Raw genomic sequence first — 22,494 nt, forward strand, 5'->3', positions numbered from 1 at the left:
CTCTCGTCGGCCTGTCAGGCCCGCAGCTCCCGCAGCGCGAGCGCGGTGCGCAGCGCGGCATCCGCAGCTTCGAAGCCCTTGTCTTCGCGCGAGCCTGGAAGGCCGGCTCGGTCGATTCCCTGTGCCTCGTCGTCCAGGGTCAGCACGCCGAAGCCGACGGGCTTGCCGGTGTCGAGGGCCACGCGGGTGAGTCCGTCGGTGGCCGCCGACGAGACGAACTCGAAGTGCGGAGTGCCGCCGCGGATGATGACCCCGAGCGCAACTACCGCATCAGCGCCGGCATCCAGGGCTGCCTTCGCCACGACGGGAAGCTCGAATGATCCCGGGACGGGCACGACCCGGTACGACGCACCGGCATCCTCAAGTGCCCGACGGGCACCCTCCAGGAGGCCGTTCGCGATGGTCTCGTGCCATTGGCCCGCGACGATCACGATGTTCAGGCCCGAGCCGTCGATGGTGTCGCGCTCGGGGGCGCCGGTTCCGCTCATGCGTCGGTCCTCTCTGCTGCGGCCCCGACTCCGAGGGCGCGATCCAGGTCGTCGAGGGCGATGGTGTGTCCCATGCGCTCGGCCTTCGTGGCCAGGTACTGGTGGTTGTTCGGCCCCACGCCCACGAGGAGCGGCACCTGCTCGACGATGTCGAGACCGAGACCACGCAGCTGAGCGACCTTGTCGCCGTTGTTGGTGAGCAGACGCATCCGCTCGATGCCGAGATCTCCCAGGATGCCGGCGGCTGCAGCGTAGTCACGCGCATCGGCGGGCAGCCCGAGAGCAAGGTTCGCGTCGACGGTGTCGAGCCCCCGCTCCTGCAGACTGTAGGCGCGCAGCTTGTTGATCAGCCCGATGCCGCGTCCCTCGTGTCCGCGCATGTAGATGACAACTCCGCCGTTCTGCGCGATAGCGTCGAGCGCGGCATCCAGCTGTGGCCCGCATTCGCACTTGAGTGAGCCGAAGGCCTCGCCGGTCAGGCACTCCGAGTGCACGCGGACGAGTGGTGCATCCTCGGCCAGGTCGCCAGCCACGACCGCGATGTGGTCGGTGCCGGTGATCCGATCCTTGTAGGCGAGAAAGCGGAACACGCCGTGAGTCGTGGGGACTGTCGCCTCGGCCCGCAGGCTCACGCGCCGATGGTGCACCTCCCGTGGTTCGACGGTGCGCGGCTCATGCTCGTCGAGGTAGGCGATGAGCTGCTCGATCGTGATGACCGGCACGCCGTCGCGCGCACCGAGCTCGAGCAGTCCCGGCATCCGCATCATCGAGCCGTCCTCGGCCACGACCTCCGCGATCGCGCCGACCGGCTGCAGGCCTGCCAGGCGCATCAACTCGACGGCAGCTTCGGTGTGGCCGGCGCGTTCGCGAACGCCGCCGTCGACGGCGCGCAGGGGCAGTACGTGGCCCGGTCGTATGACGCTCGACGGCGTCGATTCCGGGTTGGCCAGCACGTTCAGTGTGTGTGCCCGATCGCTCGCGCTGATGCCGGTCGAGGTGCGGTCGGCGGCATCCACCGTGACGGTGTACGCGGTCCCCCGCGCATCCTCGTTGACCGCAACCATGGGCGGCAGGTCGAGCCGGTCTGCCCATTCGGCGGGCATCGGCGCGCACAGCAGGCCGCTGGACCAGCGGATCGTCCACGCCACAGCCTCGGGGGTGGCGAGCTCTGCCGAGAGGACGACATCGCCCTCGTTCTCGCGATTCTCGTCATCCGCGACGATGATCGGGCGCCCGGCGCGTAGCGCATCCAGGGCCTCGGGGATGGGGGCAAGGCTCATCGCGAGCCTCCTTCGGTCGGGGCGGCCTCGGCCGCCGAGGGGAACGCCAGCAGACGCTGCACGTGACGGGCAAGGATGTCGGTTTCGAGGTTCACGGGCGAGCCCGGCTGCAGGGAGTCGAACGTCGTAGCCTCGAGGGTTTCGGGGATGAGCGAAACCTCGAACCACGGCTCTGTCGCGGCCGGGTCGCTCACGGCGCTGACGGTCAGCGAGACGCCGTCCATCGCGATCGAGCCCTTGTCGACGACCAGAGGCGCCAGATGCTGGGGGATCGCGACGCGGATCACGCGCCACTGGTCGCCGGGCCGCACCTCGACGACGGTGCCCGTGCCATCGATGTGCCCCTGCACGATGTGTCCACCCAGGCGCCCGCCTGCTGCGGTAGCGCGTTCGAGGTTGACCAGGCGGTCGACGGAAACATCGGCGAGGGTCGACATGTCGAGCGTCTGGCGCATCACGTCGGCGGTGAAGCCGTCGCCGTCGCGGGCGACGACGGTCAGGCACACACCGCTGACGGCGATGGAGTCGCCGTGCGCGGCATCAGCGACGGATCGCGGTGCGTGAATCGTCACCCGGATGCCGTCACCCGACGGTTCGACGGCGGTGACGCGGCCGATCTCTTCAACGAGTCCTGTGAACATGGCGATCTCCTGACTACACCGACGACGCGTCAGCGGCGGTGGTCTCGGGGGACGGGGATTCGGGGGCCTCGGCGGCGGCGCGGGGGCGTGCGACAAGCAACACGTCATCGCCGAGCCGCTCGAGCGCGGTCAGCTCGAGTCGGTGAGCGTCAGCGAGGGTCGTGACCCCGATGTCGGTGACGGCCGGCCTGTCGCCGTCGGGGCCGGAGCCGATCAGTACCGGAGCGACATACGCCAGCACCTCGTCGACGAGCCCGGCGCGCAGGAATGATGCCGCAACCGTCGGCCCGCCCTCCACGAAAACACGCTGGATGCCGAGATCGCGCAGTTCGTCCAGCACCATGGTGAGGTCTGTCCCGGGCCGCTGGATCAGGGTGCGGGGATGCCTGCGCACCTGCGCGGCATCCGGAATCGCGCGCCGCCCGAGAACGACAGGCAGGGGCTGCTGCGACAGTGGCTGCCCGGCAGCCCCTCGTGCGGTGAGCGCCGGGTCATCGGCGAGCACGGTTCCAATGCCAACCACGATGGCATCGGCATCCGATCGCCGCCGGTGCACGTCAGCGCGCGCCTCGGGGCCGGTGATCCACATGCTCGTTCCGTCGGCGGCCGCGGCGCGGCCATCCAGGCTCTGCGCCCACTTCACGGTGACGTGCGGTCTACCCAGCCGCTGCACGGTGAGCCAGGTGTCGAGGAGCGCGGTGCCTTCATCGCGCAGCAGACCCTCCTCGACGGTTACGCCTGATGCCGCGAGACGTTCGGCGCCGCCGCCCGAGACGGCGCCGGGATCGTCGACCGCGTAGACCACACGGGCCACACCAGCGTCAATGAGTGCCTGCGCACACGGGCCGGTGCGCCCGGTGTGGTTGCAGGGTTCGAGGGTGACCACTGCCGTGCTCCCGCGAAGCTGCTCGGGAGCCAGCTGCGACATCGCATCGACCTCGGCGTGCGCGGTTCCGACGCCCCGGTGCCACCCCTCGGCGAGTACTTCGCCGCTCGGGGAGAGGATGACGGCTCCGACCTGGGGGTTCACCCCGCGGGGACCGCGCAGCGCAGCGTCCAGCGCACGCCTCATAGCGGCTGTCTCGCTTGTGCCTTGACTCACTGCCCACTCCGGTCGGGTACGCCGGGGCAGGGAAGGCGGCAACGCCGTGGCGTCACCTGTGCTGCCTCCCATCCGGACTGACGACACTTTCGCGTCGCATCACCGTCGGTTCCGGAATTTCACCGGATCAACCGCTGCGGTGTTCTCTCGAACACGGATGCAGCGGGTCGCGGACTGTCACCGCCGGTTCGGATTCTCACCGACCCCGGAGCACGTTCATTGCTCTCGAGTGTAGTCAACGCGCCGCACGTGCGTTCATTCCCGGTGGCCTACGCCGCTTCGCGTCCGTCGACCATGGCGCGGGCGGTGCGCTCATCGATGACGAGATCTGTGATGAGGCCTGCGGCGAGCGCGCCGCGCAGACTCGGGATCTTGGCCTCGCCGGTCACGATGCAGCAGCGCCTGGGGACCGCGCGAAGCAGATCAAAGGACGGCCCCGAGCCACGGTCGTTCAACGCGATCCCCTCGGTTGAGCCGTTCGCGCGGTAGAAGACCGTTGCGACGTCGCCCACGACGCGCTCTGCCTTTAGCTGCTCGAGATCGGCGGGTTCGAGGTAGTCGCCGGCGTGCACGCGGCTGGGTACCTCGGCCCGGAACGCTCCCACGCTGAACAGCACGAGACCCATGCGGCTCTGGATATCGAGGATGCGTCGCGTGCTGCGCTCTCGCCAGAGTGCGCGCCGAGTCTCGGGATCGTCGAAGAACGCGGGGACGGGGAACTGTTCGGCATCCCCACCGTATGCGGTGCTGAATCTGCTGAGCAGTTCGCTCGCATACGTGATACCGGACGTCTTCACGTTCCCCGAGCCGTTCAGCTGCACGAATGTCGTGCCGTGCACGCGCTTGGGAGTGAGACGCCGTGCTATTGCAGCCAGTGTTGATCCCCACGCGATGCCGACCACCAGATCCGAGACGATTAGCTCATCGAGCAACTGAGCTGCTCCCTGCGCGACGCGGTCGAGGCGCTCGAGATCGCTCACCGATTCGGGGACGGGAATGACCTGTGCGCGGACGCCGAACTGGCGCCGCAGCTGCGTCTCCACGAGTCCCGGGGCGTCGAGGGGTGAACGCACGCGCACCTCGACGATTCCCTCGGCGCGCGCAAACGACAGCAGTCGCGACACCGTGGAGCGCGAGGTCCCGAGCTCGGCGGCGATCGCATCCATGGTGCGGAGCTGGACGTAGTAGAGGTGGGCGGCGGTCAGTGCCCGCCGCAAGTGGTTTGAGTCGTCGCTCACGCGAACAGTGTGCACGTATGTGCATTAGGTCTGCAACTTCGATCAGTCATGGGACGATGGGAGCACGCGGGAAGTCCCCGAGCGAGGAAGGACACCAATCGATGAGCGTCGTCGAACGAAACAGTGTCGAGCGAGGCACCGTCACCCAGTTGAGCGAACGGCCGCAGGCTGACGTTCTCATCGTCGGCGGAGGGGTGAACGGACTCGCGACTTTTCGGGACCTCGCTCTCCAGGGCGTGGATGTCGCGATCGTCGAACGCGGTGACTTCGTCAGCGGCGCATCAGCAGCGTCGTCGCACATGATCCACGGCGGCGTCCGTTACCTCGAGAACGGCGAGTTCCGGCTTGTGCACGAGGCGGTCACCGAACGCAACGATCTGCTCGCCACGGCTCCCCACTACGTCCGTCCGTTGCAGACGACGATCCCGATCTTCTCCACGTTCTCGGGGGTGTTTTCGGCGCCCCTCCGTTTCCTGCGTCACGGCGCAGGAAAGCACGTCGAGCGCGGCGCCGCGCTGATCAAGATCGGCCTTACGATCTACGACTCGTTCTCGCGCGGCGGCGGCCGTGTTCCCCGCCACACCTTCCGCGGACGCGCCGGTTCGCTGCGAGCGCTTCCGGCGATCAACGAGACCGTCAAGTACACCGCGACCTACTGGGATGCCTCGGTGCACGACCCTGAGCGACTCGCGCTCGATCTGCTCCGCGACGGGCGTGCCGCCGGTGGCGACCGCGCCCGGGCCGCGAACTACCTCGAAGTCGTGGGGGCAGCGGACGGCGCGATCACGCTTCGCGACACCGAGACAGGTGCCGAGTTCCCGTTCCGCGCCGCGGTCGTGATCAACGCATCCGGACCCTGGACCGACCTCACCAACCGCGCCCTCGGGGCCCCGACCAGCTTCATGGGCGGAACCAAAGGCTCGCACATCGTGCTCGACAACCCCGAGCTGCTGGCAGCCACGGCTGGTCGAGAGATCTTCTTCGAACACCGCGACGGTCGCATCGTGCTCATCTACCCGCTCAAGGGACGCGTCCTGGTCGGCACCACCGACCTCGAGCACGACATGGCAGAGCCCGCGGTGTGCACCGAGCCCGAAGTTGACTACTTCATCGACCTCATCGGGCACGTCTTCCCCGACATCACCGTCGACCGCTCGCAGATCGTGTACCGCTTCTCGGGTGTCCGCCCGCTTCCCGGCCACGGCGATCTCGCTCCCGGCTTCGTCTCGCGCGATTACCGTGTCGAGACCGAGCAGCTCCCCGGGTCGGCGGACACCACGGTGATCAGCCTCGTCGGCGGCAAGTGGACCACCTTCCGTGCCTCCGCCGCCCACCTCACCGATGACGCCCTCGCTCTGCTCGCTCGGCCCCGCATCGTCACGACCCATGGCCGTGCGATCGGCGGCGGAGCCGGGTATCCGGTGACCGAGCGGGCACGGCACCAGTGGGTCGCCGAGAACCGCCGGGGGCTCTCGAAGGATGCCGCAGCCACCCTCCTCGAACGCTACGGAACGACAGCCCGCGAGGTCATCGCCTTCGTCGACGAGGATGCCGATGACCGGCCACTCCGGACCCTTCCCGCCTACAGCACCGGCGAGCTGCGTTACCTGGCGAGCGAAGAGGATGTCGTGCATCTCGCCGACCTGCTGCTGCGCCGAACCAGCATCGCGTTCCGTGGCGAGGCTACCCCCGAGGTCGCGGCGGAGATCGCCGAAGCCGTCGCTGGAGTGCTCGGATGGGACGACGAGGACGTTGCGGCGGAAGTCGCCGCGGGCCTTGCCGGTGTCCACGCCGCCGATCCGACGTGGCAGCCGGCGCCAGCACCGGTAGCCTGAGCGGCGCGACATCCATCGCCTGGAGGCGCTCAACACTTCGGGAGGCATCGTGGCCGAACACGTCTTAGCCATCGACCAGGGCACCACCTCGACGCGGGCAATCGTGTTCGATCGTGCCGGAACGGTAGTTGCAACGGCTCAGCGCGAGCACGAGCAGATATTTCCGCGCGCCGGCTGGGTCGAGCACGACCCCATGGAGATCTGGACCAACACCGAGTGGGTGATCTCTGGCGTCCTCGCCAAGGCTCACCTGCAGGCATCCGGTATCGCCGCGGCCGGGGTCACGAACCAGCGCGAGACCGCGATCGTGTGGGACCGCCGCACCGGGCAGCCCGTTTTCAACGCCATCGTGTGGCAAGACACCCGCACGCAGCCTCGGCTGGATGCGCTGGCCCGTGACGGTGTCGGCGATCGGGTCACCGAGGTGACGGGTCTTCCGCTTGCCACCTACTTCTCGGCTTCCAAGATCGCCTGGATCCTCGACCACGTGCCGGGGGCGCGGGCGGATGCCGAAGCCGGCCATCTGCTGTTCGGCACCCCCGACTCGTGGGTGGTGTGGAATCTCACCGGCGGCACCAGCGGCGGAGCGCACGTGACCGATGTCAGCAACGCGAGCCGCACGCTGCTCATGGATCTGCAGACCCTCGACTGGTCGGACGAGATGCTCGCGCTGTGGAACATCCCGCGCGCCATGATGCCCGAAATCCGATCGTCGTCGGACGTCGTGGGCGAGCTCGCGCTTCCGGGCACAGCCCGCGAACTGCCGATCGCCGGCATCCTCGGAGATCAGCAGGCCGCCACCTTCGGGCAGGCTGCCTTCGGGGTCGGGGATTCGAAGAACACCTACGGCACCGGCAACTTCCTGCTGGTGGGCACGGGGACCGAGATCGTCCGGTCCCGCCACGGACTCATCACCACCGTCGCGTACCGACTTGGTGATGGGCCCGCCCACTACGCGCTCGAAGGCTCGATCGCCGTCACGGGATCGCTCGTGCAGTGGCTGCGCGACAATCTCGGGATCATCGATCGCGCACAGGATGTCGAAACCCTCGCCATGACCGTCGAAAACGCCGGCGGCGCCTACTTCGTTCCGGCCTTCTCGGGCCTGTTCGCCCCGTACTGGCGACCCGACGCGCGCGGCGCGATCGTCGGCCTCACCCGGTACGTCACGCGCGCCCACATCGCCCGTGCCGCTCTCGAGTCGACCGCCTTCCAGACCCGGGACGTGATCGAGGCTGTCGTCGGGGATTCCGGACGCGACCTCTCAGAACTCCGCGTCGACGGGGGAATGACGAAAAACGACCTCCTCATGCAGTTCCAGGCAGACATCCTCGGCATCCCCGTCGTACGCCCGCGCGTGGTCGAGACGACGGCCCTCGGCGCCGCGTACGCTGCCGGTCTCGCCGTCGGAGTCTGGTCGGACCTTGATGAGCTGCGCGAACACTGGCAGGTCGACCACCGGTTCGAGCCGCAGATGTCGGATGAGGAACGCGCTCGCCGGTACCGCTTGTGGAAGAAGGCCGTCACCAAGTCCCTCGATTGGGTGGATGATGACGCCCGCACACTCATGGACACGCTCGGCGACTGATTCGTTCGCGTTGCGCCGATGGGCGGTAGCTGCGGTAAGTGGTGCCGCTACGCGAACTGCCCAGCGCGGGGACATGCCCTCGCCGGCTGCGCCGGCTCCCGCCAGACCCGGTGCCGGCCCCGCGCTGGGCAGTTCGCTTCGCTCCTGCGGAGACCATCGGGCGAACTGGTATGCCGTGCATCGGCTTCCGCGAGCCCCGGGCTGGGCAGTTCGCTTCGCTCCTGCGGAGACCATTGAGCAGACTGGTCGGGCGCGTATCTCGGGTCTATTTCAGGAGGCGGGAGAGGCGACGATCAGCGAGCAGCTTGCCGCCGGTCTGGCACGTGGGGCAGTACTCGAGCGAGTTGTCGGCGAAGAAGACGCTGCGCACCTCGTCGCCGCAGACCGGGCAGGCCTCGCCGCGACGGCCGTGCACCCGCATCCCGCGGCGCTTGGCATCCTTGAGATCTGCTGGCGGCTTGCCGGATGCCTCCGCGATCGCCTCGGTGAGGGTGTGCCGCATCGCGGCGAACAGGGTGTCGATGTCGGCATCGGTCAGGTTCGCGGCCAAGGCATAGGGCGACATCCGTGCCGCGTGCAGGATCTCGTCGGAGTAGGCGTTGCCGATCCCGGCGATGATCGACTGGTCGCGCAGCACGCCCTTGATCTGGGTGCGGCGTCCACGGAGAAGCGCTGCGAGCGCATCGCGATCGAAGCCCGGGTCGAGGGGATCGGGGCCGAGCCGCTCGATGCCGGGTGCGTCGGTCGGGTTTCGGGCCGCGTAGACCGCCAGGGACTTCTTCGTCCCGGCTTCGGTGAGGTCGAAGCCTGAGTCATCCGAGAAACCGACGCGGAGCGCGATGGGGGTCTTGCCAGGGCGGATGATCGTGCTCGGCAGCTGGTCGTACCAACGGAGCCATCCCGCCTTCGCGAGGTGGAAGATCAGGTGCAGAGACGCAGCAGCATCCGAGTCCGCTTCGATATCGATGAATTTGCCGTGGCGTGATACGGACGCGACCCGCGCGCCGACGAGCGCGTCGAGGGGCGGGTCATACGTCTTGAGCGCCGCGATGTTGGCGACAGTCGCACGCGTGACAGTGAGCCCCGGCAGGCGCCCGGCAAGGTAGTCGACGAGTCCTTGCACTTCCGGCATCTCGGGCATGGCGCCATCCTGTCACGGCGTGGGAATCGGCGGCAGACCCCCATCGAGGACCGGCCACGCAACCGGCGTGCGGTCATCGCCGGGAAGAAGGCCCGCGATCCAGGCATCGTCACGCTGCAGAGGGCCGGCGAGCGCCTGGCGCAGCGTGCCCTCGTACCGGAAACCCAGTGCGCGAGCCGTCCGCGCCGACCCGGTGTTTCCCACGACGGCGCGCCACTCGATGCGCACCAGCGACATTCCCGCGGATTCGAACCCAAAGTCGACGACCGCGGTGGCAGCTTCGGTGAGGAGGTGCTGCCTACGCGCCCAGGGCGACATCCAGAACCCCAGCTCAGCAGCCTCTGTCTCCCGACGGTACAGCCCGATCATTCCGGCGAGGCGCCCGTCGTGACGGATGCCCCACGTCGCCTCTCTTCCCTCGGCCCAGTGGCGCTGCACGCGAGGGATGAACTGCTCGGCGTGCTCGCGGAGATACGGCGAAGGCACGGTGGTGTATCGCTGGATCGCCGGATCCTGGCACGCCTCGAAGATCGCATCCACGTCGGCGTCGGTCGGCGGCGAGAGTTCGCATCGCTCGGTGCGCAGCACGACGACATCCATCGCCCCACCCTATGCGCCGGGCTTGTCGAGCGGCGCGTCGCAACTCCTGCAATAGCTGGGGCCGGGTGTCGGCTCTGCCATTCGCGAGTACGGATTGCAGGAGTTGTGACGCGTCCTCCCCAGCTTCGCGTTCTCGCCCGTTTGCTGTTGCTGTGCAGACGCCAGGTCTTCCGGCGGTGCGACGGCGCCACTCTCTCCGTATGAACCCTGCGTATCGTCGCTATACCCGCACGGAACTGGGAAGTCTGGGGCTGGGTCGAACCGCACTTCGGGCGGCGGTGCGATCAGGATCGTGGCTCCGTGCCCGTCGAGACGTCTACCTTCCAGCTGACACCCCGCTACCGCTTGCACGGGCCGCCGCCGTCGGCGGTCGCCTCGATTGCGTGTCCCTCTTGCGGCTACAAGGCGTCTTTGTTGCTGAGCGGCACAGCCTGCACGTGCAGTTCGAGCGCGACGCGAGCCGGCTCCCGTCGCGTCATGGCGTGGTGGCTCATTGGCGCACCTCGGATGCCCCAAGACACGATCTCGTGTGCGGGATTGTTGAGGCGCTCGCCCAGGCGTGTCGGTGTCAGCCCGCTCGGTACGCGGTTGCAACGCTCGACAGCGCCTGGCACCAGGGATTGGTCACGGAGAGCGAGATCGCTGAGGTTTTTGATCGATTGCCTCAGCGATACCGCCGGATTCGAAGCCTGCTCGACCCTCGGTGTGAGTCGGGAACGGAGACACTGGTACGGCTGATGCTGCGGTCGCTGGGCGCATCCTTCGTGATTCAGGCGCAGCTGCCCGGGGTGGGGCGAGTGGACTTTGTCGTCGACGGCTGGCTCGTTGTCGGGTGCGACAGCGTCGCCTTCCACGCCGATGAGCGCACCCAGCGACGTGATCGAGAGCGAGACCTTGCCGCTGCCCTCAGCGGGTACACGACCCTCCGGCTCTTGGCAGAGGACATCCTCTATCGCCCCGATCGTGTTCGCGAGGCCCTACGGTCAGTGCTGGCCCACGGTCGGAGGCGACGCTAACTCCTGCAGAAGGGTATCTTTGGTGCCGCCGAGTGAACTCTGGCCTGCGAATTGCAGGAGTTGGCGCCGCAGGATTTTCAGGCGCGGCGCAGTAGACCGATCCGGTCGTAGACGTCGCCAAGGGTCGAGCGTGCGACGGACTCGGCGCGAGCAGCGTTGGATGCCAGAACCCGGTCGAGTTCGGCCCGGTCATCGAGCAGCTCCAGCGCCCGAGCCCGCACCGGCTCGAACTCGTTCACTACGACGTCGGCGAGACCCTTCTTGAAGTCGCCGTAGCCGCGGCCGGCGTACTCGTCTTCGATCGCGGGGATCTGCCGACCAGTGAGGGCAGCGTAGATGACGAGCAGGTTCGAGACACCGGGCTTGTTCTCGCGGTCGTATCGCACCGAGCCCTCGCTGTCGGTGACGGCACGCATCACCTTCTTGGCGCTCTTGGCGGGCTCATCCAGCAGCCACAGCACGCCGGCATCCGACTCGGCCGACTTCGACATCTTCGCCGTCGGGTTCTGCAGGTCGTAGATCCGGGCGGTGTCTTGCTGAATGACGGGCATCGGCACCCGGAAGGTGGTGCCGTATCGTCCGTTGAAGCGCTCGGCAAGATCTCGCGTGAGCTCGACGTGCTGCTTCTGGTCGTCACCGACGGGCACGATGTCGGTCTGGTACAGCAGGATGTCGGCCGCCATGAGCACCGGGTAGGTGAACAGCCCAACGGATGTCGCATCCTGGCCGTACCGCTGCGACTTGTCTTTGAACTGGGTCATCCGCCCCGCCTCACCGAAGCCGGTGAGCGTCGAGAGCACCCATGCCAGCTCGGCATGCGCTGGAACGTGCGACTGCACGTACAGGGTCGACTTCGACGGTTCAATGCCTGCGGCGATGTACTGGGCCGCGGTGCGCCGGGTCTTCTCACGCAGCTCGGCCGGATCGTTCGGCTGCGTCAGTGCGTGCAGGTCGACGACCGAGAAGAACGCGTCGTAGGCCTCCTGCAGATCCCGCCACTGCATGAGCGCGCCGATGTAGTTGCCGATCTGGAGGGAGTCGGCGGAGGGCTGCATTCCGGAGTACAGGCGGGGCTTGGTCACCCGACAATCCTAGGCCGCGGCGATGTGGCAGCCGTCTCGCTCACCCGCCGATCGTGTAGTCGACGACGACCGGCGCGTGGTCGCTCCAGCGGGTGTCCCACGACGGTGCCCTGTCGATTCGGTACGCCGTGACCCGCTCGGCCAGCGGAGCAGTGGCGAGGTGGTAATCGATGCGCCACCCGGTGTCGTTGTCGAAGGCCTGGCCGCGGTTCGACCACCATGAGTACGGTCCATCGACCTCGCCGGCCCAGCGGCGTCCGACATCCACCCACCCGAGTCCGGTGCCGTTGGATCCGTCGACGCATTCGATCTCGGAGCCCGCGGGAGCGAAGATGCGGTCGAAGTATGCGCGCTCGCGGGGGAGGAATCCGGCCTTTTTGAGGTTGCCTTTCCAGTTGCGGATGTCGAGCTCGCGGTGCCCGACGTTCATGTCGCCCATAACGAGCGCGAGTGGTGAGTGGGCCTCAAGCTGGGGCAGCCGTGCCTGCATCGCGTCCAAGAAGGCGTACTTGGCATCTTGTTTAGGGGTGCCGTCCTCGCCGGAGTGAACATAGGCGCTCACCACCGTCAGCGTTTCCCCGTCGATGTCGAAGTCAGCCTCGATCCAGCGACCCGACTGGTCGAGCGGTTCTGGGCCGAGCACTGTCCGGAAGGCCCCGGCATCCATCCGGCTCGCTACCGCGACACCGGAGCGGCCCTTTTGGAGCGCTTCATGATGCACGATCCGCCACCCGGGAAGGGCCGCCGTCAGCTGTTCTTCGTTCGCACGGACCTCCTGCAGGGCCATGATGTCGACACCTGCCTGGTCGATCCACTCGAGCATTCCCTTGCGGGTAGCGGCGCGGATGCCGTTGACGTTGATGGAGGCGATGCGGACGGTTCGGGGCACGCGCTTCAGCCTAGGCGCCGTCACCGACACCCGGTCCCGCGCTACGCTCGTCGAGACGACGCGCGGCGCGCGCGATCGACGTCGCGAAGCCCGGAGGTCGCGGTGGCACGAGCCGTCCTGAGCAGGCGCGGGCGCGCCACGTTCTTCATCCTCGGATGGGCACTGCAGCTAGCCGTCGCCGCAACCGGACTCATTGTCATCGCGGACGACACGATCGAGGCGCTCGTGGTGTGGTGCATCGCCGGCTCGGCTTATGCCGTCGGCGCGATGGTGATTCTCGCCGTGCTCGCGTACCGCGGAGATCCCGTTCCGGAGCCCCTTGCGATTGAGCGGAGCGCCTGGGTCAGCGTCGTCTTGGTGGCGGTGACGGTTCTGCCGAGCCTCATCGGCGTGATCGCAGCCATCACCGTCGTCATCGCAGACGACGGGTCGAATACCGGGATCATCTTCCGCCTCATCGGGGTCTGGGCGATGGTGCTGTCGTGGGGCCTGCTGCACTGGGGTTTCGCCCAGTGGTACATGTACCGCTACCGCACCGCCGCGGAGCCGCCGCTGCGGTTCCCGAGAACTCCGGAACCCTCGATCGTCGACTTCACCTATCTCGCCTTCACGATCGGCACCACGTTCGCCGTATCGGATGTCGAGACGTACTCATCACGCATCCGATGGCTCATGACGGTGCACTCCGTCATCTCGTTTTTCTTCAACGGGGCGATCATCGTGTTCGCGCTGAGCCGGTTGACGTCGTTCGGCTCGTGATCGGCGCGCGGTGCGTCAGACGAAGCCGTCAAGCGCGCTGGGTCCGCGGGGCGTCGGCGGCGCCGACGCCTTCACTTCCGCCAGCTCCTCTTCGGCGCGGCGTACGTCCCGGGACGCTGCCCACCGCGCGTACCACGGGGCGGCATCGAGCGCTTCCTGTGCGGTGCGCAGGCGCACCTGGGCCGCGAGCAGCAGCGCGGCGTGCTCCTCAGCGAGTTGCTCCGCTTCGGTCTTCTCCAAGAGCGGGATGTTCTCGTCGCGGGCCGAGATCGCGATCCATGCTGCGCCGACCAGCATGATGATGCCGATGAGTCGGAACCACAGCAGCAGACCGACGAAGATCGCGAAGGTGGCCAGCAGCGCGTTCGTCGGCGTGTAGCTGAGCAGCCACCCGGCCCCGAGCTGAAGAACCGTGACCGCCGCTCCGGCGAGCAGAGCTCCTGGCCAGATCGTGCGCCACCGCAGGCTCGTGCCGGTGAGGAACCGGTAGAGCGCGGCCAGGGCTGCGGCGTTGATGGCGAAGGAGATGAGAAGGGTCGCGGTGCGCACGCCGATCGAGAACCACACCGATCCGGTGTCGAGCCCGAAGAGCGAAAACACGATATCCAGTGCCCAGGTGCCGACTGCCCCGAGTCCGCCGCCGATCAGCAGCAGGATGCCGAAGAGCGCCGCTGCCAGAAGATCGCCGCTCTTGAGCAGCAGGTACGGCCGCCGGTCAGGGGGGAGGACGAAGATCTCGCGGACGGCGCGGCGCGAGAACGTCACCCAGCCGATCGCCGTCCAGATCAACGTCACGAGAGCTATCGCACCCGTGATGCCGAACAGGCTCGCCGAGTTGGTCGCGATCTCCGCCACGGCATCAGGCGTGATCGGCCCGTCCTTGTCGATCAATCCCGGAACGTATTGGTTGATGAGGTCGATGAGGTTCTGGATTGCCTGTTCGCTGCCGCCGAGCCAGAGCCCGGCCAGTGCGAAGGCGACGTAGACGGCGGCGAAGATCGCGAACAAGGCTTGGTAGCTCACTCCGGCGGCAAGCAGGAATCCGTTGGCGATCAGGAAGTGGCGCCACACGCGAACTGGAAACCACGCCAGCGTCCGCTTGGTGACTCGCGTCGCGAACGAGATCGGCTCTTCGAACCGTGTGAGTAGACGCTCCTGGGTCTCTTCCCACCGGGCCCGCAGGGTCTCTTCCTGCTGCTGCGCCGCGCGCGCGGTGTCGCGGCGGTTTCGGTCGGGCGAACTCACGCTCTCAGGTTATCGAGCCTCACGCGCGGCATCCGTTTCGACCGCGTGGCGCGAATCCGTGCGGAACCAGCGGACCACCCAGAGGGAGGCTGCGAGGACCCCCGCAGGGATGAGGAATGCGATGGCAAGTCCCGGACCGTCGGCAAGAAGACCGACGATGACGGCTCCGAGGATCGCCCCGGCGTAGTTGAAGATGTTGACCCGGGCAATCACCTGGTCGGAGTGAGCGGGGGAGAGGTCGCCGGCGGCGCCGAAGGTCACGGGGATGAGGATGCCGGTCGCGGCCCCAGCTAGAGCGAAGCCGAGGATCGCCGCGATCTCGAAGGGAAGAAGCGCGACAGCCACGACGCCGATCACCGAGACGACGATCGCGCCGGTCACCAGGCGGCCCCTGCTCATGATGCCCAGGAGCCGGTCGGTCGCGAGGCGGGTGATCAGGACGCACACCTGGTAGGCGGCGTATCCGAGAGGCGCGAGGGCGGGCAGAGCCCCGAGGTCGTCCTGCAGGTAGACCGTGCTCCAGGTGCTCACGGCGGAGTCGACGACGAACACTGCCAGGATGACGAAACCGAAAGCCCAGATTCCGGCTCGGGGCAGGCGAGCGCGCTCAGTCGCGGGGAGGGCAGTCTCGATCGGCACCTCCCGCGCAAAGAGGCGGATGCCGACCACAGCCACCACGAGGATTGCAACGCCCGCCGTCCCGATGGCCACGCCCGCAGCAAAGGGGGACGCTGCGATCGCCGACACGAGGAGGGCTCCGGCGATCGCGGCAGCCGTGTAGGCCGAGAAGAAGCCGCCGAGGAGCGGTTTGCCGTGGGCGCGCTGCACGATGACGCCCTGCATCGCGGTTGCGGCATCCACGCAACCGAGGCCGATGCCGTAGACCGCGAAGAGGGAGACGAACAGCGGGAAGGGGGTCGGTAGTGCGATGGCGGGAAGGGCCGCCGCCTGAAGGAGGAGTCCCACAACGAGCGCGGTGCGGCTCCCGAAGCGCACGGCGAGCGCGTTGGCGAGCACGGAACCACCCGCGGCGGCTATAGCAACACCCAGGACGATGAGCGTGACGACAGTGTCATCCACGCCCTGCCGCTGCTTGAGCGCGGGGAGGGAGGTGACCACGACGGCATACCCGAGTCCCTGAGCCGCGTAGGCGGCGAACACTGCGACGCGCGTGGACGTCGATCGCGCAGCGCCGGCGACCATCGACGCGTCTGAGGTACTCATTCGGCCAGAGTAGCGACCAGGGAGCCCCGGCGAAGAAGCGATTCAGATCCTCAACGAGGCATGAAGCCCGACGTGGGGCACGGGGCCGTGCCGCGCCGCAATGCGGCCCGGCTCAGGCTTTGCCGCGCCGCAATGCGGCCCGGCTTAGGCGCGCCCGCGCAGCACCGCCTGCTTGACCTCAGCGATCGCCTTGGTGACCTCGATGCCGCGGGGGCAGGCCTCCGTGCAGTTGAAGGTCGTGCGGCAGCGCCACACGCCTTCCTTGTCGTTGAGGATGTTCAGGCGCACATCGGCGGCGTCGTCGCGCGAATCGAAGATGAAGCGGTGCGCGTTGACGATCGCGGCGGGCCCGAAGTACTGGCCGTCGGTCCAGAAGACGGGGCACGACGAGGTGCAGGCTGCGCACAGGATGCACTTGGTCGTGTCGTCGAAGATCTCGCGGTTGGCGATCGACTGGATGCGCTCCTTGCCGGGCTCCGGCGCAGAGTTCGAGATGAGGAACGGCTGCACCTCACGGTACGACGCGAAGAAGGGCTCCATGTCGACGATGAGGTCCTTTTCCAGCGGCAGACCCTTAATGGCCTCGACGTAGATGGGCTTGGAGATGTCGAGGTCCTTGATGAGGGTCTTGCACGCCAGACGATTACGCCCGTTGATGCGCATCGCATCCGACCCGCAGATACCGTGCGCGCAGGAGCGGCGGAAGCTCAGTGACCCGTCGACCTCCCACTTGATCTTGTGGAGGGCGTCAAGCACGCGGTCAGTCGAGTACAGCTCGACGTCGTAGTCGACCCAGCGCGGCTCGGAATCCACCTCAGGGTCGAAGCGGCGGATGATGAAGGTCACCAGGAACGACTGGATGCCGGTGGGCTCGGGGGACTGCTCGATGTCGCCCTGCTCATCGGTGGCGGCATCCGTGGAGACAAGCGTCGCGCTCATCGTCAGTACTTCCTCTCCATCGGCTGGTAGCGAGTGATGACCACGGGCTTCCAGTCGAGGCGGATGTGGTCATCCGCGACCGACGAGTGGGGGTCGCCCGTGAGGTAGGCCATCGTGTGCTGCATGTAGTTCTCGTCGTCGCGCTTGGGGTAGTCGTCGCGCATGTGGCCGCCGCGGCTTTCGAGCCGGTTGCGGGCAGTGACGACAACGACCTCGGCGATGTCGAGCAGGAATCCGAGCTCGACAGCCTCGAGCAGGTCGGTGTTGAACCTCTTGCCCTTGTCGTCGACATGGATGTTGAGGTACCGAGCACGCAGCTCCTCGATGACGCCGAGAACGTGCTTCAGGGACTCCTCGGTGCGGAACACCTGGGCTCCCTTGTCCATCTCGTCCTGCAGCTTCTTGCGCAGGACCGCGATGCGCTCCCCGCCGGGGTTGTTGCGCAGGCCCTCGATCATCTCGCGGACGCCTGCCGCGGGGTCTTCGGGGAGGTCGACGAACTCGGCGGTCTTCACGTACTCGACCGCGTACCGGCCGGCGCGCTTGCCGAAGACGTTGATGTCCAGGAGGGAGTTCGTTCCGAGGCGGTTCGAGCCGTGCACGGAGACGCAGGCGCACTCACCGGCCGCGTACAGACCCGGCACGACGGTCTCGTTGTCTGCGAGCACCTCGGCCTTGATGTTGGTGGGGATGCCGCCCATCGCGTAGTGCGCGGTCGGCATCACCGGCACCGGTTCGACGACGGGGTCGACTCCCAGGTAGGTACGAGCAAACTCGGTGATGTCGGGGAGCTTGGTCTCGAGCACCTCGGCACCGAGGTGCGTGCAGTCCAGGAGCACGTAGTCACGGTGGGGGCCGGCGCCGCGACCTTCGGCGACCTCCTGCTGCATGCAGCGGCTGACGATGTCGCGAGGAGCGAGGTCCTTGATCGTGGGGGCGTAGCGCTCCATGAAGCGTTCACCGCTCGCGTTACGCAGGATGGCTCCTTCGCCGCGAGCGCCCTCGGTGAGCAGGATGCCGAGTCCGGCCAGGCCCGTCGGGTGGAACTGGAAGAACTCCATGTCCTCCAGCGGCAGTCCCTTGCGCCAGACGATTCCGACGCCGTCACCGGTAAGGGTGTGGGCGTTGGAGGTCGTCTTGTAGATCTTGCCGAAGCCGCCGGTCGCGAAGATCACTGCCTTGGACTGGAAGACGTGCAGGTCGCCCGTGGCCAGTTCGTAGGCCACGACGCCCGCGACCTGGGTCTTGCCCTCGGCATCCTTCACCGTGATGAGGTCGAGCACGTAGAACTCGTTGAAGAAGTTGATGCCGAGCTTGACGCAGTTCTGGAACAGCGTCTGCAGGATCATGTGCCCGGTGCGGTCGGCGGCGTAGCAGGCGCGACGGACAGGGCTCTTGCCGTGGTCGGCGGTGTGACCGCCGAAGCGACGCTGGTCGATCTTTCCGTCCGGGGTGCGGTTGAAGGGCAGACCCATGTTCTCGAGGTCGATGACCGCGTCGATGGCTTCTTTCGCCAAGATCTCGGCAGCGTCCTGGTCGACGAGGTAGTCGCCACCCTTGACGGTGTCGAAGGTGTGCCACTCCCACGAGTCCTCTTCGACGTTCGCGAGGGCAGCTGCCATGCCGCCCTGGGCCGCGCCGGTGTGGGACCGGGTCGGGTAGAGCTTGGAGATCACCGCGGTCTTCGCGCCGGGGCCTGCCTCGATGGCCGCGCGCATGCCGGCGCCGCCGGCGCCGACGATCACGATGTCGAACTGGTGGTAATGGACGCCGTCCTTGACGACGCTTTCGGCGCTCTGAGTAGTCACGGGTGCTGTGCTTTCGATGTCAGGTGAGCGGCAGGATTACGAGGCACACAGGCCGATGATCGTGTCGGACGCGGTAGCCGGGTCGAACCCGAGGCAGGGGTCGAAGGTGAAGACCACCAGGGTGCCGAGCAGGATCAGAAGCGCCGCGGTGACCCAGATCGCCGTGACGAGCACGGTGCGGGTCTTGGCGTGAGTCACGTAGTCGTTGGTGATGGTGCGCATGCCGTTGGCGCCGTGGATCAGCGCGAGCCACAGCATCAGGACGTCCCACCACTGCCAGAACGGGTTGGTGAGCTTTCCGGCAACGAAGGCGAAGTCGATCGCGTGGATGCCGTCGCCCACCATGAGGTTGACGAAGAGGTGACCGAAGATCAGGACCACGAGCACCATGCCGGATGCTCGCATGTAGACCCAGCCCCACTTCTCGAGGTTGACGCCGCGGCGGCGCGGGGTGCTGTGGGAGGCGCGGGGTTCGGCGATCGCGGGAGCGCTCATCAGTGACCGCCTCCCATCGAGCTGAAGACATTGATGAGGTGACGGGGGGTGAACCCGATCATCGTCACTGCCCAGACGCCGAGGACGATCCACCAGAGCTGGCGCTGGTAGCGCGCACCCTTGGACCAGAAGTCCACGATGATGATGCGCAGGCCGTTGTAGGCGTGATAGGCGATCGCGCCGACCAGGAACACCTCGCCGATGCCCATGATCGGGTTCTTGTAGGTGCCGATCACCGCGTTGTAGGCCTCGGGGGAGACCCGAATGAGCGCGGTGTCGAGGATGTGGACGAGAAGGAAGAAGAAGATGGCGACGCCGGTGATGCGATGAAGAACCCACGACCACATGCCCTCGTGGCCGCGGTATAGCGTTCCACGAGGGGTCTTGGAGGTGGTTTCGGATACCGACGGTGTGACGCGTGCTGGTGCAGACACGGTCGTCCTCCCTGGATCGAACACGAGCGGGGCGGTCAGTGCCCCAACGGGAACCTGGCGCAGGTCCCTCGGCGTCACTCGGGCGCGAGTCCCATCCTATTGCGCCCGGAGCGGGCGCGGCTCTTAGGCCACCCTTAGTTCGGGGGTACTGCTGTCGCGTGCTGTCACTTCCCGGACACGTGCTCGAAAGGCCGCCCCAGTAGCCTGGGGGCATGTCTCAGGAGATCTCCGACTTCTATGCCGTCATCCCCGCGGGCGGCATCGGCAGCCGGCTCTGGCCGCTCTCGCGTGCCGACGCCCCGAAGTTCCTGCACGACCTCACCGGATCCGGGCACTCCCTGCTCCGTGACACCTGGGATCGGCTCGAACCTCTGGCAGGAAGCGAGCGCATCGCCGTGGTCACCGGGCGCGCGCACCGCGCAGCCGTCGAGGCCCAGTTGCCCGGCGTGCCCGATCGCAACGTCTTCCTCGAATCGGAGCCCCGCGACTCGACGGCAGCAATCGGACTGGCGGCTGCCGTGCTCGTGCGCCGTGAACCCGACGTCATCATCGGATCCTTTGCGGCCGACCACGTCATCCGGCCTCCGCACCTCTTCCAGTGGGCGGTGCAGCAGGCCGTCGCGGTGGCGCGGCAGGGATACATCAGCACGATCGGCATCCAGCCCTCTGAGCCCTCCATCGGTTTCGGGTACATCAAGAAGGCCGACGAGCTTCTCGTGGACGGCGCGCCGGAGGCGGCGACCGTCGAGCGGTTCGTGGAGAAGCCCGACCTCGAGACGGCACGCGCGTACTTCGCCGACCGCTCCTACCTCTGGAACGCGGGGATGTTCATCTCCCGCGCCGATGTCCTGCTCGCCGAGATCGAGGCGAACAACCCCGAACTTCACGCCGGGCTGGTGGAACTCGCCGAGGCCTGGGACGACCGCGACCGTCGGGGGCCGGTCGTCGACCGGGTCTGGCCCGCCCTGACCAAGATCGCGATTGACTACTCGGTCGCCGAGCCCGCCGCCGAGAAGGGCAAGCTCGCTGTGATCCCTGGTCACTTCGACTGGGATGACGTCGGCGACTTCGCGAGCCTGGCAAAGCTCAACTCCCACGGCCGCAAGAACGACCTCGCCATCCTCGGCGAGAATGCCCGCATCCTCTCTGACGCCTCCAGCGGCATCGTCGTGTCGCAGACATCGCGGGTGATCAGCCTGATCGGTGTGCAGGACATCGTCGTCGTCGACACTCCGGATGCTCTCCTGGTGACCACGAGCGAGCACGCGCAACGGGTGAAGGGTGTCGTCGACGCGCTCAAGCTCGGCGGTCGCGGCGACGTCCTCTGACATTGCCTGAGCGCCGGCGCGAGCAGTTTGCGTGACGACTCTATTGCGGGTTTGTAACCATTGCTCAGTAGCGGCTGTCTGGAGCATGCATCGTGGCGATTCGCTAGGTAGATTCTCCAGATGCACCCGCCGTCTGGGCGGGCCCTTCACCTGGAGGCACAGTTGACCATTTCCACCCGTAAGCGCGTGCTCGGCGGCCTCGTTGCCGCAAGCATGTTCGTTGCACTCGCCGGCTGCGCGTCGGCCCCCACTGACACGGAGACCACGTCATCCGCAGGCGGCGACGTCGTCGAGGGCTTCCTGCCCTGCATGGTCTCGGACGCCGGCGGCTTCGACGACAAGTCGTTCAACCAGCTCGGCTACGAAGGCCTTGAGCGTGCGGCTGACGAGCTGGGCGTCGAGTTCCTGACGGTCCAGTCCGACTCGGAGTCTGACTTCGCGCCGAACCTCACCAACCTGGTCGACCAGGGCTGCTCGATGATCATCACCGTGGGCTTCGCGCTGGCTTCCGCTGCTGGCGAGTCGGCCCTGGCCAACCCCGACATCGAGTACGTCTCGATCGACGACGTCGTGGACAACGACTTCGACGGTGAGACCGACGCTCCCAACATCAAGCCGATCGTCTTCGACACCGCGCAGGCCGCGTTCCTCGCCGGCTACGCCGCAGCGTCATACTCGACCGCCGGCAAGGTGGGCACCTTCGGTGGCATGAACTTCCCGACAGTGTCGATCTTCATGGACGGCTTCGCTCAGGGCGTGGCGTACTACAACGAGGCCAACGGCGCCAACGTCGAGGTTCTCGGCTGGGACGGCACCGATGGTGTCTTCACCGGTGGCTTCGTCGCCAACCAGGACGCGATCAACGCCGCGCAGGGCCTGGTCGACCAGGGTGTCGACGTCCTGCTCCCGGTCGGTGGTCCGATCTACCAGAGCGCCGCATCCGTCATCCGGGACTCGGGCCGGGACATCGCCCTCATCGGTGTCGACGCCGACGTCTACGAGACCGACCCGACCGTTGCCGATCTCCTCCTGACGTCGATCCGCAAGCTGATCGACGTGGGCGTCGAGGATGCAGTCCTGGCCGCCGGTATCGGCGAGTTCGACTCGGCTCCGTTCGTCGGCACCCTCGAAAACGGTGGTGTGGGCCTGGCTCCGTTCCACGACTTCGAGAGCAAGGTCTCGCCCGACCTGCAGGCAGAGCTCGACGAGATCGCCGCGGGCATCATCGACGGATCGATCCCGGTCACGTCGTACCTCGCGGGCTGATAACCCTCAGTGGCGGGGAGGCTGGGTATCCAGCCTCCCCGCCACTGTCGTTATCGCCCCTCACCGCCCGCCTGTCGGCCACGCATTTCGGTGCGC

21 protein-coding genes and 1 riboswitch are annotated in these 22,494 nt (G+C 67.2%); of the genes, 6 read left to right on the plus strand and 15 right to left on the minus strand.

Annotated features, from left to right (window positions below):
- Positions 1 to 14: 14 nt before the first annotated feature.
- The 5 genes from ribH to AADH62_RS00700 form a co-directional block, all read right to left on the minus strand.
- Positions 15 to 488 (minus strand): 6,7-dimethyl-8-ribityllumazine synthase, encoded by a 474-nt coding sequence (ribH, locus tag AADH62_RS00680; protein WP_300591211.1) that lies wholly within the window; start codon positions 486 to 488, stop codon positions 15 to 17.
- Positions 485 to 1,768 (minus strand): GTP cyclohydrolase II, encoded by a 1,284-nt coding sequence (gene ribA / locus AADH62_RS00685; RefSeq protein WP_341577821.1) that lies wholly within the window; start codon positions 1,766 to 1,768, stop codon positions 485 to 487. Before ribA ends, ribH begins: the two co-directional genes overlap by 4 nt.
- The gene (locus AADH62_RS00690; RefSeq protein ID WP_341577822.1) at positions 1,765 to 2,409 is read right to left on the minus strand and encodes a riboflavin synthase; all 645 of its coding nucleotides are present in this window, start codon (positions 2,407 to 2,409) and stop codon (positions 1,765 to 1,767) included. Before AADH62_RS00690 ends, ribA begins: the two co-directional genes overlap by 4 nt.
- Before the next feature lie 13 nt (positions 2,410 to 2,422).
- Positions 2,423 to 3,481, minus strand: coding sequence for a bifunctional diaminohydroxyphosphoribosylaminopyrimidine deaminase/5-amino-6-(5-phosphoribosylamino)uracil reductase RibD (gene ribD, locus AADH62_RS00695; RefSeq protein WP_341577823.1), 1,059 nt, complete (start codon positions 3,479 to 3,481; stop codon positions 2,423 to 2,425).
- Positions 3,482 to 3,567: 86 nt separating this feature from the next.
- Positions 3,568 to 3,727: riboswitch (FMN riboswitch) on the minus strand.
- Positions 3,728 to 3,780: 53 nt separating this feature from the next.
- Entirely contained in the window at positions 3,781 to 4,749 is a 969-nt protein-coding gene (locus AADH62_RS00700; protein ID WP_341577824.1) for a sugar-binding transcriptional regulator, read from the minus strand.
- Positions 4,750 to 4,850: 101 nt separating this feature from the next.
- On the opposite strand from AADH62_RS00700, the gene AADH62_RS00705 reads away from it, so the two are divergent.
- Both AADH62_RS00705 and glpK read left to right on the plus strand, forming a co-directional pair.
- On the plus strand, positions 4,851 to 6,584 hold the full coding sequence (locus tag AADH62_RS00705) for a glycerol-3-phosphate dehydrogenase/oxidase (protein ID WP_341577825.1): 1,734 nt from the start codon (positions 4,851 to 4,853) through the stop codon (positions 6,582 to 6,584).
- Positions 6,585 to 6,633: 49 nt separating this feature from the next.
- Entirely contained in the window at positions 6,634 to 8,172 is a 1,539-nt protein-coding gene (glpK, locus tag AADH62_RS00710; RefSeq protein ID WP_341577826.1) for a glycerol kinase GlpK, read from the plus strand.
- Positions 8,173 to 8,437: 265 nt separating this feature from the next.
- Here glpK and AADH62_RS00715 read toward each other — a convergent pair whose 3' ends face one another.
- Together AADH62_RS00715 and AADH62_RS00720 are read right to left on the minus strand one after the other, a co-directional pair.
- Positions 8,438 to 9,313, minus strand: a complete 876-nt coding sequence (locus AADH62_RS00715) for an Fpg/Nei family DNA glycosylase (protein ID WP_341577827.1) — start codon at positions 9,311 to 9,313, stop codon at positions 8,438 to 8,440.
- A gap of 12 nt (positions 9,314 to 9,325) precedes the next feature.
- On the minus strand, positions 9,326 to 9,913 hold the full coding sequence (locus AADH62_RS00720; RefSeq protein WP_341577828.1) for a GNAT family N-acetyltransferase: 588 nt from the start codon (positions 9,911 to 9,913) through the stop codon (positions 9,326 to 9,328).
- Between the two features lie 737 nt (positions 9,914 to 10,650).
- On the opposite strand from AADH62_RS00720, the gene AADH62_RS00725 reads away from it, so the two are divergent.
- Complete coding sequence (locus tag AADH62_RS00725) at positions 10,651 to 10,929, plus strand: hypothetical protein (RefSeq protein ID WP_341577829.1); 279 nt, start codon at positions 10,651 to 10,653, stop codon at positions 10,927 to 10,929.
- Between the two features lie 77 nt (positions 10,930 to 11,006).
- Here AADH62_RS00725 and trpS read toward each other — a convergent pair whose 3' ends face one another.
- Both trpS and AADH62_RS00735 read right to left on the minus strand, forming a co-directional pair.
- Positions 11,007 to 12,011: a tryptophan--tRNA ligase gene (trpS, locus tag AADH62_RS00730; protein ID WP_228179180.1), complete on the minus strand. Its 1,005-nt coding sequence runs from the start codon at positions 12,009 to 12,011 to the stop codon at positions 11,007 to 11,009.
- Between the two features lie 40 nt (positions 12,012 to 12,051).
- Positions 12,052 to 12,900: an exodeoxyribonuclease III gene (locus AADH62_RS00735; protein ID WP_292726350.1), complete on the minus strand. Its 849-nt coding sequence runs from the start codon at positions 12,898 to 12,900 to the stop codon at positions 12,052 to 12,054.
- 102 nt (positions 12,901 to 13,002) lie between these two features.
- Here AADH62_RS00735 and AADH62_RS00740 point away from each other — a divergent pair, with 102 nt between their 5' ends.
- Positions 13,003 to 13,659 carry a DUF1345 domain-containing protein gene (locus AADH62_RS00740; RefSeq protein WP_341577830.1) on the plus strand — a complete coding sequence of 219 codons (657 nt, stop codon included), beginning with the start codon at positions 13,003 to 13,005 and terminating at the stop codon, positions 13,657 to 13,659.
- A 15-nt stretch (positions 13,660 to 13,674) separates the two neighbouring features.
- On the opposite strand, the gene AADH62_RS00745 is transcribed toward AADH62_RS00740, so the two are convergent.
- From AADH62_RS00745 to sdhC, 6 genes are all read right to left on the minus strand, one after another.
- Positions 13,675 to 14,904, minus strand: coding sequence for a YihY/virulence factor BrkB family protein (locus tag AADH62_RS00745; RefSeq protein WP_292726354.1), 1,230 nt, complete (start codon positions 14,902 to 14,904; stop codon positions 13,675 to 13,677).
- Positions 14,905 to 14,913: 9 nt separating this feature from the next.
- Entirely contained in the window at positions 14,914 to 16,128 is a 1,215-nt protein-coding gene (locus AADH62_RS00750) for an MFS transporter (RefSeq protein ID WP_341577831.1), read from the minus strand.
- Positions 16,129 to 16,272: 144 nt separating this feature from the next.
- Positions 16,273 to 17,067: a succinate dehydrogenase iron-sulfur subunit gene (locus tag AADH62_RS00755; RefSeq protein ID WP_228179560.1), complete on the minus strand. Its 795-nt coding sequence runs from the start codon at positions 17,065 to 17,067 to the stop codon at positions 16,273 to 16,275.
- A gap of 2 nt (positions 17,068 to 17,069) precedes the next feature.
- Positions 17,070 to 18,875: a succinate dehydrogenase flavoprotein subunit gene (gene sdhA / locus AADH62_RS00760; protein ID WP_228179561.1), complete on the minus strand. Its 1,806-nt coding sequence runs from the start codon at positions 18,873 to 18,875 to the stop codon at positions 17,070 to 17,072.
- A 36-nt stretch (positions 18,876 to 18,911) separates the two neighbouring features.
- Positions 18,912 to 19,370: a succinate dehydrogenase hydrophobic membrane anchor subunit gene (locus AADH62_RS00765; protein ID WP_341577832.1), complete on the minus strand. Its 459-nt coding sequence runs from the start codon at positions 19,368 to 19,370 to the stop codon at positions 18,912 to 18,914.
- Positions 19,370 to 19,804 carry a succinate dehydrogenase, cytochrome b556 subunit gene (sdhC, locus tag AADH62_RS00770; protein ID WP_228179563.1) on the minus strand — a complete coding sequence of 145 codons (435 nt, stop codon included), beginning with the start codon at positions 19,802 to 19,804 and terminating at the stop codon, positions 19,370 to 19,372. The genes AADH62_RS00765 and sdhC overlap by 1 nt, the downstream gene beginning before the upstream one ends.
- 212 nt (positions 19,805 to 20,016) lie before the next feature.
- Between sdhC and AADH62_RS00775 the strand changes: the two genes are divergently transcribed.
- Both AADH62_RS00775 and AADH62_RS00780 read left to right on the plus strand, forming a co-directional pair.
- A complete protein-coding gene (locus tag AADH62_RS00775) occupies positions 20,017 to 21,132 on the plus strand; it encodes a mannose-1-phosphate guanylyltransferase (protein ID WP_341577833.1) in 1,116 nt (371 codons plus the stop codon).
- A 120-nt stretch (positions 21,133 to 21,252) separates the two neighbouring features.
- On the plus strand, positions 21,253 to 22,398 hold the full coding sequence (locus AADH62_RS00780; RefSeq protein WP_425355627.1) for a BMP family lipoprotein: 1,146 nt from the start codon (positions 21,253 to 21,255) through the stop codon (positions 22,396 to 22,398).
- Positions 22,399 to 22,494: the final 96 nt, after the last annotated feature.

The sequence above is a fragment of the Microbacterium schleiferi genome (genome assembly GCF_038150145.1).
In the GTDB taxonomy this organism is placed as follows: Bacteria; Actinomycetota; Actinomycetes; order Actinomycetales; family Microbacteriaceae; genus Microbacterium; species Microbacterium schleiferi_B.